Raw genomic sequence first — 15,018 nt, forward strand, 5'->3', positions numbered from 1 at the left:
CTACTTCCCCTGCTTCTTCGAGCGAGACTTGCTCACGGGCTGCTGGCGCTGCGTCTTCTTCGGCTCCTGCGCCTCGATCGCGATCTCGGTCTTCTCATCGACGACGAGCTTGCCCTTGCGAGCGAGTCGCTCTTCACGGGCCTTCGCTGCTTCACTGCCCGGAGTCGGCATGTTCCTGATGACCACGAACTGCTGACCCATGGTCCAGAAGTTCGAGACGAGCCAGTAGAACATGACACCGATGGGGAAGGCCACGCCGGAGAATGCGAACACGAGGGGGAGCAGGTACAGCATGATGCGCTGCTGGCGGAACATCGGGCTCGCCTTGGTCTCGGGCGACATGTTCTTCGAGACGATCTGCAGCTGGGTGATGAACTGCGAAGCGGTCATCAGCACGATCATCGTGGCCGCGATGGCCATGACCTGCCAGGGGTACTCTCCGTTCATCGCGCCGATGAACGTGCCCTTCAACGGGGCACCGAGGAACTCCGAGTTCGCGAACGAGTTCGCGAGTTGCTGGGTGAACACACCGACGCCGGCCTTGTCATGCTGAGCGTCGTTGAGCACCGAGAAGAGTCCGAAGAAGATCGGCATCTGCAGCAGGAGCGGCAGGCACGATGAGAGCGGGTTGGTGCCCGTCTTCTTGTAGAGCTCCATGGTCTCGCGCGACATGGCCTCGCGGGAGAACTGGTCCTTCTTGCCCTTGTACTTGTCTTGGATCTTCTTGAGCTGCGGCGCGACCTCGAGCATGCGGCGCTGGCTCTTGATCTGCCGGACGAAGATCGGGATCAGCGCCGCACGAACGACGATCACCAGGCCGACGATCGAGAGGATCCAGGTGCCACCTGCGTCGGGATCGAGGCCGATGAAGTCCCACATCGAGTGGAACGCGACGAGGATCAGCTCGATGACCCATTTGATGGGCCAGAGAACCAGGCTGATGAAATCAGGCATGGAGGAGTTCAGTCCTTCCGGGACAGGGTGGGGGAGGAGAGCAAGAGCTCCGCGTCGTCGCGGTGCGAGTGATCATGGCGAGCCGAGACGGTACGCATCTGATCAGATGCATCCGTCTGCCCGATGCCGGCCGGTACCACCCACCCGGACGGGGTCACCCGGTAGCGCGAATGACGTGCGGCGTTGACGTCGTCGATTCCGCCGGCAGTCCAGGGATTGCAGCGAAGTATGCGCCAGGCTGTCAGCGCCGAGCCGATGAGGAGGCCGCGCTGTTGCACGGAACCGAGTCCATAGGCGGAGCACGACGGGTAATAGCGGCAGACATCGCCGTAGAGCGGCGAGATGGCGGCGCGATAGCCGCGAATGACGAGCACCCCGAGATTGCGGGGGAGGAGCCCGACGAACAGGGCGGCGTTTTTCACGCTATTCGCCCTTCTCCTGCGATGGGATCGCTGATGCGCGCATGCGACGGCGCTGAAGTGCACTCAGCACCTCGGCGCGGAGCTCATGCCAGTCGACAGCGGCAGCCGAGGGCAGCGCTCGCACGACCACATCGACGTCGGCGATGCCATCGCCGAGCGCCTCGTGGCACACAGCCTTCAACCGCCGGCGCACGAGATTGCGTCGAACGGCGGAACCGACCTTCTTCGACACGATGAAGCCGAAGCGTGCGCCAGCGCCCGACTCCCGTGAGCGCACATAGCTCACGGTGTGGGCACCGGCGACCTTCGCACCCCGGCGCACGATGACTCGATAGTCGTCGGCACTCGTGATGCGATTGGCTTTGGCAAGCACCGAAGTACTAGGCGGAGAGTTCGGTGCGACCCTTGCCGCGGCGCGCCGACAGGATGGCGCGGCCGGCGCGGGTGCGCATGCGAAGGCGGAAGCCGTGCTTCTTGGCGCGACGACGGTTGTTCGGCTGGAAAGTACGCTTGCTCATTCTTCTTCTCCGGCGTTCGGATCTCCTCGCCGGGACCGCGGAACAGCGCGAAGGCGGGAAAACTAGGTGCCCTGATGGGCTGGGGTCAACTGATTAAAACTACGGCCTCGAGGCCTTGGGGTCAAACCGAACAGAGTTCAACCCGGCACAGTTCAAAAGGGACAGTATCGCTCGAACCTCAGGATCGCCTGTGGAGTGACACGCCCGCGACGTCGAATCCCTCAATCGGCATTTGTCGGGAGCGGGTTCATTGGATAGCGTTTGACACCAGTTATCCCCAGCTTGGTGCGCGGAATCTCGGGCTTCTTCCGAATTCTCCCCACAGGGCGTGGATAACCCAGTGAACACTTCGCCTCGCGCCGCTTGCTCCGTCGATCGGGGGATCGATGAGCGGCAGACGACGGCACCGGATCGATTGCGGGGAACCATGACAGAGCAGCCCATCACGGATATTTGGGCGACGATCCTCGATCGGCTGTCAGACGACGACGCCATCACGCCGATGTTGCAGGGCTTCCTCAATCTCGTCGAGCCGAAGGGCATCGCGGCCGGCACCTTCTACCTGGAGGTGCCGAACGACTTCACGGCGACGATGTTGAACCAGCGCATGCGGGTGTCGTTGCTCTCCGCGATGAGCGTTGTCGAGGCGCCGTCACCGGTCACCTCGTTCTACGTCGTCGTGAATCCCGAGCTCGAGGAGGCTCGAGCCCCCGAGCCGCAGTCGCCGTTCGTCGACGAGCTCGATCCGGTCGAGATGCCCGCCTCCCCCCAGTCGGTCTTCGAGAACACCAGCCCGGTCTCGTCACGCGACACGCGGCTGAATCCGAAGTACGCGTTCGAGAGTTTCGTCATCGGCCAGTCCAACCGCTTCGCCCACGCCGCCGCGGTCGCGGTCGCTGAAGCGCCGGCCAAGGCGTACAACCCGCTGTTCATCTACGGCGACTCCGGTCTCGGCAAGACCCACCTCCTGCACGCCATCGGTCACTACGCGATGAGCCTGTACCCCGGGATTCGCGTGCGCTATGTGAGCTCCGAGGAGTTCACGAACGACTTCATCAACTCGATCGCGAACAACCGGGGATCGCTCTTCCAGCAGCGCTATCGCAACATCGACATCCTGCTGATCGATGACATCCAGTTCCTGCAGGGCAAGGCGGAGACTCAGGAGGCGTTCTTCCATACGTTCAACACACTGCACGATCACAACAAGCAGGTCGTGATCACGAGTGATGTGCCGCCGAAACACCTGACCGGCTTCGAAGACCGCATGAGAAGCCGCTTCGAGTGGGGCCTCATCACCGACGTGCAGGCGCCCGACCTCGAGACCCGCATCGCCATTCTCCGTAAGAAGGCGCAGTCCGAGCGCCTTCAGGTGCCAGACGACATCCTCGAATACATGGCGTCGAAGGTGTCGAGCAACATCCGTGAACTCGAGGGCACCCTCATTCGCGTCACTGCGTTCGCAAGCCTCAACCGCACGGCGGTCGACATGCCTCTCGTGCAGACGGTCTTGAAAGACCTGATCACGGATGACTCGGACAACGTCGTCTCGCCGGTCGACATCATCACGGCGACCGCCGACTACTTCAAGCTGACCGTCGACGACCTCTACGGTTCGAGCCGGTCGCAGGCCGTGGCGACCGCACGCCAGATCGCGATGTACCTCTGCCGTGAGCTCACGAGCCTGTCACTGCCGAAGATCGGCCAGTTGTTCGGCAATCGAGATCACACGACGGTCATGTATGCGAACAAGAAGATCTCGGAACTCATGAAGGAGCGCCGCTCCATCTACAACCAGGTCACCGAGCTCACGGCGCGCATCAAGCAGGTCAGCCGCTACCGCTGAGTGTGCAGCGTTCCCCGTGCGGACTGAGCTTGCCCCATCTGTGGGTTGAGCCTGCCCCCATCTGTGGGTTGAGCTTGCCCCATCTGTGAGGCGAGCTTGCCCCATCTGTGGGTTGAGCTTGTCGAAACCGAGACTCGTCGAACCTCCGCCGAGAAGGTTTCGACCAGGCTCAACCCACAGAACCGGAAACCGACAAGGTCGACCCGAAGCGCTCGAGCGCGCCGAAAAACGGGTCTGCAGCGACCGTGCACGACCATTCCGGGCGATTCCCACAGTTGTGGAGAACCTGTGGATTGTTCGCGAGGAACCGCCTGAAGCCTGTTGAGACAAAGGGTCAGCCTGTGCAGAACAGTGTCATGCGTTCGACGTCAGCATGAGGCATCCGCTCACGAACCCACACACTGTGCACAGATCGGATGCCGCGCGATCGGCGTCGTTCCGCTGGTCTCTGCACACCATCCACAGTTTCCACAGCGGTTAACACTGTTAAGAGTTAAGGGTTTAAGGGGGGATTCCCACAACCTTGGAGATCGGCGCTCGTCGAGCAGCGGTGCGGCAGTGCACGGTCGACATCGATTCGCCCCGCGAAGAGCTGAACTCTGCGGATAACATGGGATCCACCCAGCGACATCCACGACGGGAGAACCGTGAAGTTCCAGGTCAACCGCGACGTCTTCAGTGAGGCCGTTTCCTTCGCCGTCAAACTGCTGCCCCAGCGCACCACTTTGCCGATCCTCTCGGGTGTGCTGATCCAGGCGAACGCCGACGGCCTCGTGCTCTCGTCCTTCGACTACGAGGTCTCATCTCAGACCGAGATCCAGGCAGACGTCGAAGAACCCGGCACCGTGCTCGTCTCGGGACGTCTGCTCGCCGAGATCGCCGGTCGCCTCCCGAACGCCCCAGTGCGGGTCGCAACGGAAGAGAGTCGAATCTCAGTCAGTTGCGGCTCGGCGAGCTTCACACTGCTGTCGATGCCGGTCGAGGAATATCCTTCGATTCCCGAGATCGGCCCCCAGTCCGGCGTCGTGCCGGCCGAGGAGTTCGCAGCGGCCGTCGCACAGGTCGCGGTCGCCGCTTCGCGCGACGACGTCACGCCAGTGATCACCGGTGTGCAGCTCGAGGTGCGCGAGAACAATCTCAGCCTGGTCGCGACCGACCGCTACCGCGTCGCAGTTCGAGAACTCGACTGGGATGGCGGCACCGTCGCCAGCGAAGAGACGGTCAGCGCGCTCGTGCCTGCCCGCACACTTCAAGAGGTGGGCAAGACATTCGGCCACTCCGGCACCATCTCCGTCTCGATAACGAACCGCGACGATCGCGAGCTCATCGCTTTCAGCGCCGACAAGAAGACCGTGACGTCGCTGCTCATCAAGGGCAACTTCCCGCCCGTGCGACGACTCTTCCCCGAGACGGTCGACAACTACGCGGTCGTGAACACCGCCGAGCTCATCGAGGCGACCCGCCGTGTCGCCTTGGTGCTCGAACGTGAGGCCGCTCTGCGCTACAGCTTCACGGCCGACGGGCTCACGCTCGAGGCGATCGGCAGCGAGCAGGCCCAAGCATCGGAGTCGATCGACGCGATCCTCACCGGCGACGACACAGTTGTGTCGCTGAAGCCGCAGTTCCTGCTCGACGGTCTCGGCGCCGTGCGCTCCGAGTTCGTCCGCGTCTCATTCACGAAGACCGAGAATCCGAACAAGCCGGGTCCGGTGCTCATCACGAGCCAGTCCTCGCGCGAGCAGGCCGGCGCCGACAGCTACCGCTACCTGCTGCAGCCGAACCTGCTGCTGCGCTGACCGTTCTGCGGGTTGAGCCCGGCTGACCGTTCTGCGGGTTGAGCCTGCCGAAACCTCGCCGAGCTGGGTTTCGGCAAGCTCAACCCGCAGCTTCGGCAAGCTCAACCCGCGGGCCTGGCGTCGGCGGTGCGGGGTAGCGTGGTGAATTGCGATTCCGACGGCCATGAGGCATCCGGATGCCGCGCCGTCGAAGGGAGCCCAGCGTGCACGTCGCCCGTCTCTCCCTGACCGACTATCGCAACTACGAGCGTGCTGAACTCGAACTCGGCCCGGGCGCGACAGTGCTGGTCGGGCGCAACGGACAGGGCAAGACCAACCTCGTCGAAGCGATCGGTTACCTCGCCACGCTCAGTTCGCACCGCGTCTCCGGCGATCAGGCGCTGATCAGGGCCGGCGCCGACGCCGCGATCGTGCGGGCACTGCTCACCCACGGCGATCGTGAGCTGCTCATCGAGCTGCAACTGAATCGTCAAGGCGCCAACCGTGCCCAATTGAATCGTTCCCCGGTGAAGACGCGTGAGCTGCCGCGCTATGTGCACAGCGTGCTCTTCGCTCCTGAAGACCTCGCCATCGTTCGGGGCGAGCCCTCGGTTCGCCGGCGAATGCTCGATGAGCTGCTGGTGCAACGCACGCCACGGCTCGCCGGCGTCATGGCCGATTACGAGCGAGTGCTGAAACAACGCAATTCGTTGTTGAAGAGCGCGCGGGCCAGAGGGCTCGCCGTCGACAAGCTGACGACACTCGATATCTGGGATGAGCGTCTCGTCACGCTCGGTTCGGAGCTCATCGACCAGCGGCTCACGCTCATCGCCGAGCTCCGGGAGCCCCTCGCAGCTGCGTACCGATCGATCGTCGACGCCGACCACGCTCCTGGGATGAGTCCGTCACTCTCAATCGACGGCGCCGACCCGGATGACGAGGCTGATGCATCCGCTGCGCCTCTCGATTCGACGTCGAGCACGATCGAGCGATTCGCTGAGGCGCTGCGAGTGCTTCGCCCGAAAGAGCTCGAGCGAGGCGTCACCCTCGTCGGTCCGCACCGCGACGATGTCGTGCTCCTCCTCAACGGACTGCCCGCGAAGGGGTACGCCAGCCACGGCGAGTCGTGGTCGTTCGCGCTCGCCCTGCGACTCGCCTCAGCCGAGCTCTTGCGACGCGATTCGATGACCGGCGACCCGGTGCTCGTGCTCGATGACGTGTTCGCCGAACTCGACCGCCTGCGGCGCGAACGTCTCGCCAGCGCCATCTCGGGCTTCGAACAGGTGCTCGTGACGGCGGCGGTGCTCGAAGATGTGCCGGCGCCCCTGACCGCCCGTGTCGTGCACATCGAGGCGGGGCGCATCGCCGACGAGGGCATGCAAGGGATCGATGGTGCTGGCCCTACGACAGGCTCAGGTCTCAGAGACGACGAGGGCTTGCAAGGGATCGGTGCTGGCCCTTCGACAGGCTCAGGTCGCAGAGATGACGAGGCCGCCGATGTCTGAGGCCGCGCGCGTCTACCAGCACTTCCGTGAGATCTTCGGCGGCGAACGAACACGCAGCGGTCGAGCGGGCAGGGTTCGCACTCGCGAGATCTCCGGAAGCGAGCCGTTCACCCCGGGGCGCGACCCGAAGCCGCTCGCCGACACGATCGATTCGCTGAGTACCCAGCTCGGCTGGAACGGTCCGCTCTCGCAGCACGACGTGCTCGCCTCTTGGGCCGATATCGCCGGCGAAGAGACCGCACGTCATTCCGAACCCATCGCGATCGAGGGCGGGGTGCTGCAGGTGCGCTGCGAATCGACCGCGTGGGCGACGCAGCTGCGCATGATGCGCACGCAACTGGTCACCGAGATCACGACGAGATTCCCCGGAGCGGCCGTCGAGACGATCAGGTTCCAGGGGCCGGATGCCCCCACCTGGAAAAGGGGTCCCAGATCGGTTCCAGGGCGCGGTCCACGCGATACCTACGGCTAGGCAGGCAAATTCGGTCACTTCCGACCTGATATCGCCCCAGATCGGCGCTTCAGGGCCTGTGTCGACCCTCCGTTTGATAGGATCGAGAGTCGCCAGAATGACGGTCAGGAGCCCGATCCACACATGACAGCGGAACCCACGAAGGCCCAGTCACCGGCTTACGGTGCTGATGAGATCCAGGTACTCGAGGGCCTCGAAGCGGTTCGCAAGCGGCCGGGTATGTACATCGGCTCGACGGGCCCACGAGGCCTGCACCATCTCGTCACCGAGATCGTCGACAACTCGGTCGACGAAGCGCTTGCGGGCCATGCCACCACCATCGACATCACGATCCTGGCCGACGGCGGTATACGCGTCATCGACGACGGGCGCGGCATGCCGGTCGACATCCACAAGACCGAGGGCCGCTCCGCCGTCGAGGTCATCCATACCGTGCTGCACGCCGGCGGCAAGTTCGGCGGCGGCGGATATGCTGTCTCGGGCGGGCTGCACGGCGTCGGGGCATCCGTCGTCAATGCGCTGTCGAGCAAGTTCGACGTCGCAGTGCGCCGTCAAGGGTACGTGTGGCGCCAGTCGTACACCATCGGGGTGCCCGACGCTCCGCTCTCGAAAGATGAGCCGAGCGACGAGACCGGCACGACGACCACGTTCTGGCCGAACCCCGACATCTTCGAGACCGTCGAGTTCGACTACGAGACTCTCCGCTCCCGCTTCCAGCAGATGGCCTTCCTCAACAAGGGCCTGCGTATCACGCTGACCGACGAGCGCGTCGGCCACGTCGAGATCGATCCAGAGGATACGGCTGCGAGCGAAGCGGATGACGCGGCTCCCGGTCAGCGCACCGACACCTTCCTCTACGAGCGAGGACTCGTCGACTACGTCGAGTACTTGAACCGCTCGAAGAAGTCCGACGTCGTGAACGACGAGATCATCTCGTTCGAGACAGAGGACGCTGAGCGGAAGATCGCGCTCGAAGTCGCGATGCAGTGGACGACGGCGTACACCGAATCGGTGCACACGTACGCGAACACGATCAACACGCACGAGGGAGGCACCCATGAAGAGGGCTTCCGCGCGGCGCTCACGACTCTCGTGAACAAGTACGCCCGCGAGAAGGGCATCATCAAGGAGAAAGACGACAACCTCTCCGGCGATGACGTTCGCGAAGGCCTCACCGCGGTCATCTCGGTGAAGCTGGCGGAGCCGCAGTTCGAGGGCCAGACGAAGACGAAACTCGGCAACACCGAGGTGAAGTCGTTCGTGCAGAAGGTCACTTCAGACCAGCTCGGTGACTGGTTCGAGCGCAACCCGACGCAGGCACGCGACATCATCCGCAAGGCGATTCAGGCCGCGACCGCGCGCCTCGCCGCGCGCAAAGCGCGCGAGGCGACTCGTCGAAAGGGCCTGCTCGAGTCGGGCGGCATGCCGGGCAAGTTGAAGGACTGCTCGTCGAAAGACCCGTCGGTCTCCGAGATCTTCATCGTCGAGGGCGACTCGGCCGGCGGCTCCGCCGTGCAGGGCCGCAATCCCGAGACGCAGGCGATCCTGCCGCTGCGGGGCAAGATCCTGAACGTCGAGAAGGCACGCCTCGACCGAGCGCTCGCCAACAACGAGGTGCAGGCCATGATCACGGCGTTCGGCGCCGGTATCGGTGAAGACTTCAACACCGAGAAGGTCAGGTACCACAAGATCGTGCTCATGGCCGACGCCGACGTCGATGGCCAGCACATCACGACACTGCTGCTCACGCTGCTGTTCCGGTACATGCGCCCGCTCATCGAGCTCGGCTACGTGTACCTCGCCCAGCCCCCGCTCTACCGTCTCAAGTGGACGAACTCCGACGACGAGTACGTCTACTCCGACAAGGAGCGCGACGCCCTGCTCACGGCGGGCGTAGCGGCCGGCAAGCGAATTCCCAAAGACAACGGGGTGCAGCGCTACAAGGGCCTCGGCGAGATGAACCACCAGGAGCTGTGGGAGACCACGATGAACCCGGAGACCCGCACCCTGCTGCAGGTCACCATGGACGACGCGGCCGCCGCTGACGAGATCTTCTCCACACTGATGGGCGAAGACGTCGAGAGTCGACGCAACTTCATCCAGAAGAACGCGAAAGACGTCAGGTTCCTTGATATCTAGTGGTCTCGTTCCCTGAGATCGTCGAGGGGAACGGACCACGGCAAGACTCCCTTCGACAGGCTCGGGGAGCGGACAGGCGAAGAAGAGAAGCAGATGACAGACGCAGACGAGAATACCGACGGCCCCGGCATCCACGGCAGGATCGACCAGGTCGACCTGCAGCTCGAGATGCAGCGTTCCTACCTCGACTATGCGATGAGCGTCATCGTCGGGCGAGCGCTGCCCGACGTGCGCGACGGGCTCAAGCCCGTGCACCGCCGCGTCATCTACGCGATGTACGACGGCGGCTACCGCCCCGACAAGGCGTTCTCGAAGTGCGCCCGCGTCGTCGGCGACGTCATGGGTCAGTTCCATCCCCACGGTGACACTGCGATCTACGACGCTCTCGTGCGCCTCGTGCAACCGTGGAGCTTGCGGTACCCGCTCGCACTCGGGCAGGGCAACTTCGGTTCGCCCGGCAACGACGGCGCGGCCGCTCCCAGGTACACCGAGACGAAGATGGCTCCGCTCGCGCTCGAAATGGTGCGAGACATCGAGAAGGAGACCGTCGACTTCCAAGACAACTACGACGGCCGCACACAGGAGCCGTCGATCCTGCCCGCCCGGTTCCCGAACCTTCTCGTCAACGGATCGGTCGGCATCGCGGTCGGCATGGCGACGAACATCCCGCCGCACAACCTGCGCGAAGTGGCATCCGGCGCCCAGTGGTACCTCGAGCACCCCGAAGCATCGCGCGAAGAGCTGCAAGAGGCTCTGATGCAGCGCATCAAGGGCCCCGACTTCCCGACGGGCGCACAGATCCTCGGCGTCAAGGGCATCAACGACGCCTACCGCACGGGCCGTGGCTCGATCACGATGCGCGCGGTCGTCTCGGTGGAAGAGCTGCAGGGCCGCACCTGCCTCGTCATCACCGAACTGCCGTACCAGGTGAACCCCGACAACCTCGCGATCAAGATCGCCGACCTCGTGAAAGACGGCAAGGTCGGAGGCATCGCCGACATCCGGGATGAGACCTCGGGCCGTACCGGCCAGCGACTCGTGATCGTGCTGAAGCGCGACGCGGTTGCGAAGGTCGTGCTGAACAACCTCTACAAGCACACGCCGTTGCAGGAGAACTTCGGCGCGAACATGCTGGCGATCGTCGACGGCATACCGCGCACGCTCTCGATCGACGGGTTCATCGCGCACTGGGTCGACCACCAGATCGAGGTCATCGTGCGACGCACGCAGTACCTGCTGCGTGAAGCCGAGGCCCGCATGCACATCCTGCGTGCGTACCTCAAGGCCCTCGATGCCCTCGATGAGGTCATCGCGCTCATCCGCCGCTCGCCGACGGTTGAAGAGGCCCGCGACGGTCTCATGGAGCTGCTCGTCATCGACGAGCTCCAGGCGCGTGCCATCCTCGAGATGCAGCTGCGCCGTCTGGCCGCTCTCGAGCGGCAGAAGATCATGGACGAGGCAGCCGAGCTCGCCGAATTGATCGCGGACTACGAGTCGATCCTCGCGTCGCCCGAACGTCAGCGCACGATCGTCTCGGAAGAGCTGGCCGAGATCGTCGCGAAGTACGGCGACGAGCGGCGCACGCACATCATGCCGGGCTTCGACGGCGACATGTCGGTCGAAGACCTGATCCCCGAAGAGGAGATGGTCGTCACCGTCACCCGCGGCGGCTACGTCAAGCGCACGCGCAGCGACAACTACCGTTCGCAGCACCGCGGTGGCAAGGGCGTCAAGGGTGCGCAGCTCCGCGCAGACGACGTCGTCGAGCACTTCTTCGTGACGACGACGCACCACTGGCTGTTGTTCTTCACGAACAAGGGCCGAGTGTACCGGGCGAAGGCGTACGAGATCCAAGAGGCCGGCCGTGATGCGAAGGGCCAGCACGTCGCGAACCTGCTCGAGATGCAACCCGATGAGCAGATCGCCGAGATTCTCGACATCCGCGACTACGGGGTGGCCCAATATCTCGTGCTCGCCACTCGCGACGGCTTGGTGAAGAAGACCGACCTCACCGCGTACGACACCAATCGCTCGCGTGGCGTCATCGCGATCAACCTGCGCGACGACGACGAGCTCGTCTCGGCGATGCTCGCCGACGAGCACGACGAGATCCTCCTCGTCTCGAAGAAGGGCATGTCCCTGCGCTTCCAGGCGACGGATGAGGCGCTCCGGCCCATGGGGCGGTCGACCTCGGGTGTGAAGGGCATGTCGTTCCGCGAGGGCGACCAGTTGCTCGAGGCATCCGTCGTCGCCGGCTCGGAGCACGCTGGCGCGATGCTCCCTGAGCCCGTCGAAGGGGGCGAGTCCGCTTCGACGGGCTCCCCGGACGGCGAAGCCGATGGGGCGAGGTACGTCTTCGTCGTCACCGAGGGCGGCTATGCGAAGCGCACCGCCGTCGACCAGTACCGCCTGCAGAATCGTGGCGGCCTCGGTATCAAAGTGGCGAAGTTGAACGACGATCGCGGCGACCTCGCCGGTGCCCTGATCGTCGGCGACGACGACGAGGTGCTTGTGGTTCTTGCCAGTGGCAAGGTGGTACGCTCTGACGTCGCCGAGGTTCCCGCCAAGGGCAGGGACACGATGGGCGTTGTGTTCGCGAAGTTCGCGGACGACGACAAGATCATCGCCATCGCGAAGAATTCCGAACGGAATCTCGTGGAGGAGTCCGCAGAGTCCGCAGAGTCCGCAGCGGCCGAGCCCGCGCGAGAGGAATAGTCGTACATGAGTAGCATTGCAGAGAAGCTGGCCCGCAAATCGAACCGCAAGACCCCTGCCAAGCAGGTGCGCCTTCGGCTCGTCTACATCGACTTCTGGTCGGCGGTGAAGCTGTCGTTCCTCGTCGCCGTGTGTCTCGCCGTGGTCAGCATTGTCGCCATGTTCCTCATCCACACGGTGTTGAACTCGACCGGCATCTTCGAGAAGCTCAACGAGCTCGTGAAAGACGTCGCCGGTGCCGGTGGCGATCTCACATCGATCCTCTCGCTCGGCAACGTCATGGGCTTCGCCATCGTTGCGGCGCTGCTCAACCTCGTCGTGACGACTGCACTCGGCGCAATCCTCGCGGTGCTCTACAATCTGAGCGTCAAGATCACGGGCGGCATTCTCGTCGGCTTCACGAACAATTGATCCGCGCTGAACGCGAAGCGTTCAGCCGGATCAGATCGAGTGGCGGCCCTTTCCGGGATGCCGAATCGAGATCTCAAACATGAGATTCGGTCGATTCGGAGATTGCCAGAACGTCCGGTAGTCTTTCCTTCGGCCGAAATTCGGGGATATAGCTCAGGCGGTTAGAGCGCTTCGCTGATAACGAAGAGGTCCGAGGTTCAAGTCCTCGTATCCCCACTGTGACAATTCAACACCCGTGACAATTCAACACCCGTGATAATTCAATACCCGTGGCGATTCAACACCCGGAACAATTCCATACACACCTGGATGCCGCGGTATCCGGCCCGGGGCCTTAGCTCAGTTGGTAGAGCGCCTGCTTTGCAAGCAGGATGTCAGGAGTTCGATTCTCCTAGGCTCCACGGTTTCGACACAACAGTTTCGACACAACAGTTTCCACGTATCGGGTTCGCGCGTTCGCTTCACAAGCGAAGCCAGCGCTCGACCAAGCCGACGATCGCTTCGAGCCTGTCGTCGAGTTCGCTCGGATCGAGCGTGATGACGCCGCGATCGGCAGCAGCCCAGCGAACCAGACCGGTGTCGTCATCGAAGCTGAAGCCGTCGGCATCGACGATCTTCACGCCGCGGTGCAACACCGCCCGCACCTTGCCGCGCGGGTCGATGCCGAGGGTCACGCGGTCGGCGCCATCGAGCGCGTAGTTGGGGCCGTTCCACTTGATGTTCTCGATGGTCGCCGCCGGGGCGACACCACGGATTCCGGCGCACAGCCGCCGGAGCGGACCGCCCTGATCCGTTGGGAGCTGAGCGAGGAACCGGTCGACCTCGGCCGACGCCGCGATCGTATTCGTGTCATCGGCCATGTGCCGCTCCTTCGCCTCGCGGTTGCCTCGACCATAGACCCCAGCGGTCATGGCCGTCGATGGTGCAGCTACAGTGTCCGAATGGACATCCGCATCGCTGCGTACGGGGTCATCATTCGCGACGACCGAATCCTGCTCTCGCACTGGAACGAGCACGGGCGATCGGGATGGACACTGCCGGGCGGGGGAATCGAGGGCGCCGAGCATCCTGTGGCGGCTGCGCGGCGCGAGATCCGAGAAGAGACGGGGTACGAGGCATCCGTCGACAGGCTGCTCGGTATCGACACGATGGTGGTGCCGGCGGCGAAGCGCCACACGGCCGCGTCACCGCTCTATGCGATGCGTGTCGTGTACCGGGCGAGCGTCGTCGGCGGAGAGCTGCGGAATGAAGTGGGCGGCTCGAGCGACGAAGCCCGATGGTTCCCGCTCGACGAGGTGGCGAACCTCAAGCGGGTGAGCCTGCTCGACATCGCACTACGGTTGAACGCGGCGGAGCCGATCGATGGTGTGCCCCCGCCCGTCGGCGACTGAGAACCCACCGCTGCGGCGCTGAAGGCCCCGACGGCGGGCCAGCTGATGCGAGAGCTGCTGCGCCGTGGAACGGATGACCGCGCGGCCGTGTCGCCGACGTTCCGGCCGTGACGGGCCGAACCGTTCGCGACACGGCCGCGCGGTGCCGAGCTCCCCGAGGCCGATGCCGTCGCGCTGGCGACGACATCGACCCNTGGGCTGGGGAAGAGGACACGTTCGGGTCTGTTCGTTGACTTTTCGGTCGGGAGAGGACAAACCTTTCGAGACCGTGCCCCCCCGGTGCCGAGCTCCCCGAGGCCGATGCCGTCGCGCTGGCGATGACATCGACCCGCGGGGGCCGGGCATGGGTGCTGGTGTTGTCTTCCACGATGATCAGATCATCGGCTGGGTGAGGAGCGCGATCCGCTGGAACTGGGCGTCGCGAAGGCCATTCGCGATCAGTTCGTTGCGACGACGCTCGGAGACGGCCGCGTAGCTGCGTTGCTCGTCTTGGCGACGACCCCATGCAATGAGAGCGAGGCCGAGGCGGCGGGCGAGCCGCTCGCGCAGCTGTCGTGCGTCTGCACGAAGGGTGACGGTCTGGCCCTGGGGGCTTCGGCCGGCGGTGAGAGTACTCGTATTCACGGTGATTCCTTCTGGTGTATCGGTGTTGGGTGTGGAGCGATGGTGCTGGTGTGCTTCGTGAGCGGCTCATCGGCCTGAGCTGATCCCGTGATCGACGGCATCCGAGTACGGATGCATCGTCATGGCGTCGAGGGCAGGGTTGACGGACTCGTCGCGAGGCGCGGTTGGGCGGTTGGGCGGTTGGCCGTCACGGAGCTTCGAGATGCCGAAGGATCGGAGGGCCGGCGATCGCGACCTGACGGTGGC

13 protein-coding genes, 2 tRNA genes and 1 pseudogene are annotated in these 15,018 nt (G+C 64.1%); 10 read left to right on the forward strand and 6 right to left on the reverse strand.

Annotated features, from left to right (window positions below):
• The 4 genes from yidC to rpmH are packed head-to-tail and all read right to left on the reverse strand — an operon-like array spanning nucleotide 1 to nucleotide 1,894.
• Nucleotides 1-954, reverse strand: a complete 954-nt coding sequence (gene yidC / locus AC1C2T_RS03545) for a membrane protein insertase YidC (RefSeq protein ID WP_495361608.1) — start codon at nucleotides 952-954, stop codon at nucleotides 1-3.
• Nucleotides 955-962: 8 nt separating this feature from the next.
• Nucleotides 963-1,376 (reverse strand): membrane protein insertion efficiency factor YidD, encoded by a 414-nt coding sequence (gene yidD, locus AC1C2T_RS03550; protein ID WP_495384277.1) that lies wholly within the window; start codon nucleotides 1,374-1,376, stop codon nucleotides 963-965.
• A 1-nt stretch (nucleotide 1,377) separates the two neighbouring features.
• Nucleotides 1,378-1,749, reverse strand: a complete 372-nt coding sequence (gene rnpA, locus AC1C2T_RS03555) for a ribonuclease P protein component (RefSeq protein ID WP_495361606.1) — start codon at nucleotides 1,747-1,749, stop codon at nucleotides 1,378-1,380.
• A gap of 7 nt (nucleotides 1,750-1,756) precedes the next feature.
• The gene (gene rpmH / locus AC1C2T_RS03560) at nucleotides 1,757-1,894 is read right to left on the reverse strand and encodes a 50S ribosomal protein L34 (RefSeq protein WP_022892375.1); all 138 of its coding nucleotides are present in this window, start codon (nucleotides 1,892-1,894) and stop codon (nucleotides 1,757-1,759) included.
• Nucleotides 1,895-2,378: 484 nt separating this feature from the next.
• Between rpmH and dnaA the strand changes: the two are divergent.
• From dnaA to AC1C2T_RS03605, 9 genes and pseudogenes are all read left to right on the forward strand, one after another.
• Nucleotides 2,379-3,740 (forward strand): annotated as a pseudogene (gene dnaA, locus AC1C2T_RS03565) (chromosomal replication initiator protein DnaA); the annotation flags it as partial.
• A gap of 647 nt (nucleotides 3,741-4,387) precedes the next feature.
• Nucleotides 4,388-5,536 (forward strand): DNA polymerase III subunit beta, encoded by a 1,149-nt coding sequence (gene dnaN / locus AC1C2T_RS03570; RefSeq protein ID WP_495361605.1) that lies wholly within the window; start codon nucleotides 4,388-4,390, stop codon nucleotides 5,534-5,536.
• 203 nt (nucleotides 5,537-5,739) lie between these two features.
• On the forward strand, nucleotides 5,740-7,020 hold the full coding sequence (recF, locus tag AC1C2T_RS03575; protein WP_495384278.1) for a DNA replication/repair protein RecF: 1,281 nt from the start codon (nucleotides 5,740-5,742) through the stop codon (nucleotides 7,018-7,020).
• Nucleotides 7,013-7,492 carry a DciA family protein gene (locus AC1C2T_RS03580; RefSeq protein ID WP_495361603.1) on the forward strand — a complete coding sequence of 160 codons (480 nt, stop codon included), beginning with the start codon at nucleotides 7,013-7,015 and terminating at the stop codon, nucleotides 7,490-7,492. The genes recF and AC1C2T_RS03580 overlap by 8 nt, the downstream gene beginning before the upstream one ends.
• A gap of 123 nt (nucleotides 7,493-7,615) precedes the next feature.
• A complete protein-coding gene (gene gyrB / locus AC1C2T_RS03585; RefSeq protein ID WP_495384279.1) occupies nucleotides 7,616-9,631 on the forward strand; it encodes a DNA topoisomerase (ATP-hydrolyzing) subunit B in 2,016 nt (671 codons plus the stop codon).
• 93 nt (nucleotides 9,632-9,724) lie between these two features.
• Nucleotides 9,725-12,346, forward strand: coding sequence for a DNA gyrase subunit A (gene gyrA, locus AC1C2T_RS03590; RefSeq protein WP_495384280.1), 2,622 nt, complete (start codon nucleotides 9,725-9,727; stop codon nucleotides 12,344-12,346).
• Nucleotides 12,347-12,352: 6 nt separating this feature from the next.
• A complete protein-coding gene (locus AC1C2T_RS03595) occupies nucleotides 12,353-12,757 on the forward strand; it encodes a DUF3566 domain-containing protein (protein WP_495361600.1) in 405 nt (134 codons plus the stop codon).
• Between the two features lie 142 nt (nucleotides 12,758-12,899).
• Nucleotides 12,900-12,973: transfer RNA gene (locus tag AC1C2T_RS03600), tRNA-Ile, on the forward strand.
• 112 nt (nucleotides 12,974-13,085) lie between these two features.
• Nucleotides 13,086-13,158: transfer RNA gene (locus tag AC1C2T_RS03605), tRNA-Ala, on the forward strand.
• A gap of 60 nt (nucleotides 13,159-13,218) precedes the next feature.
• Here the strand turns inward: AC1C2T_RS03605 and AC1C2T_RS03610 are convergent.
• Nucleotides 13,219-13,617 carry a hypothetical protein gene (locus tag AC1C2T_RS03610; RefSeq protein WP_495361599.1) on the reverse strand — a complete coding sequence of 133 codons (399 nt, stop codon included), beginning with the start codon at nucleotides 13,615-13,617 and terminating at the stop codon, nucleotides 13,219-13,221.
• Nucleotides 13,618-13,698: 81 nt separating this feature from the next.
• On the opposite strand from AC1C2T_RS03610, the gene AC1C2T_RS03615 reads away from it, so the two are divergent.
• Nucleotides 13,699-14,148: an NUDIX hydrolase gene (locus tag AC1C2T_RS03615; protein WP_495361598.1), complete on the forward strand. Its 450-nt coding sequence runs from the start codon at nucleotides 13,699-13,701 to the stop codon at nucleotides 14,146-14,148.
• A gap of 372 nt (nucleotides 14,149-14,520) precedes the next feature.
• Here AC1C2T_RS03615 and AC1C2T_RS03620 read toward each other — a convergent pair whose 3' ends face one another.
• A complete protein-coding gene (locus AC1C2T_RS03620; RefSeq protein WP_495384281.1) occupies nucleotides 14,521-14,772 on the reverse strand; it encodes a hypothetical protein in 252 nt (83 codons plus the stop codon).
• Between the last annotated feature and the right edge of the window lie 246 nt (nucleotides 14,773-15,018).

Source organism: Agromyces sp. Y558, from assembly GCF_059445415.1.

Bases quoted from the DNA above. Each gene is read 5' to 3' on its own strand.
- yidC (WP_495361608.1), bottom strand. From the start codon at position 954: ATGCCTGATTTCATCAGCCTGGTTCTCTGGCCCATCAAATGGGTCATC.
- rpmH (WP_022892375.1), bottom strand. From the start codon at position 1,894: ATGAGCAAGCGTACTTTCCAGCCGAACAACCGTCGTCGCGCCAAGAAG.
- AC1C2T_RS03580 (WP_495361603.1), top strand. From the start codon at position 7,013: ATGTCTGAGGCCGCGCGCGTCTACCAGCACTTCCGTGAGATCTTCGGC.
- gyrB (WP_495384279.1), top strand. From the start codon at position 7,616: ATGACAGCGGAACCCACGAAGGCCCAGTCACCGGCTTACGGTGCTGAT.
- gyrA (WP_495384280.1), top strand. From the start codon at position 9,725: ATGACAGACGCAGACGAGAATACCGACGGCCCCGGCATCCACGGCAGG.
- AC1C2T_RS03595 (WP_495361600.1), top strand. From the start codon at position 12,353: ATGAGTAGCATTGCAGAGAAGCTGGCCCGCAAATCGAACCGCAAGACC.
- AC1C2T_RS03610 (WP_495361599.1), bottom strand. From the start codon at position 13,617: ATGGCCGATGACACGAATACGATCGCGGCGTCGGCCGAGGTCGACCGG.
- AC1C2T_RS03615 (WP_495361598.1), top strand. From the start codon at position 13,699: ATGGACATCCGCATCGCTGCGTACGGGGTCATCATTCGCGACGACCGA.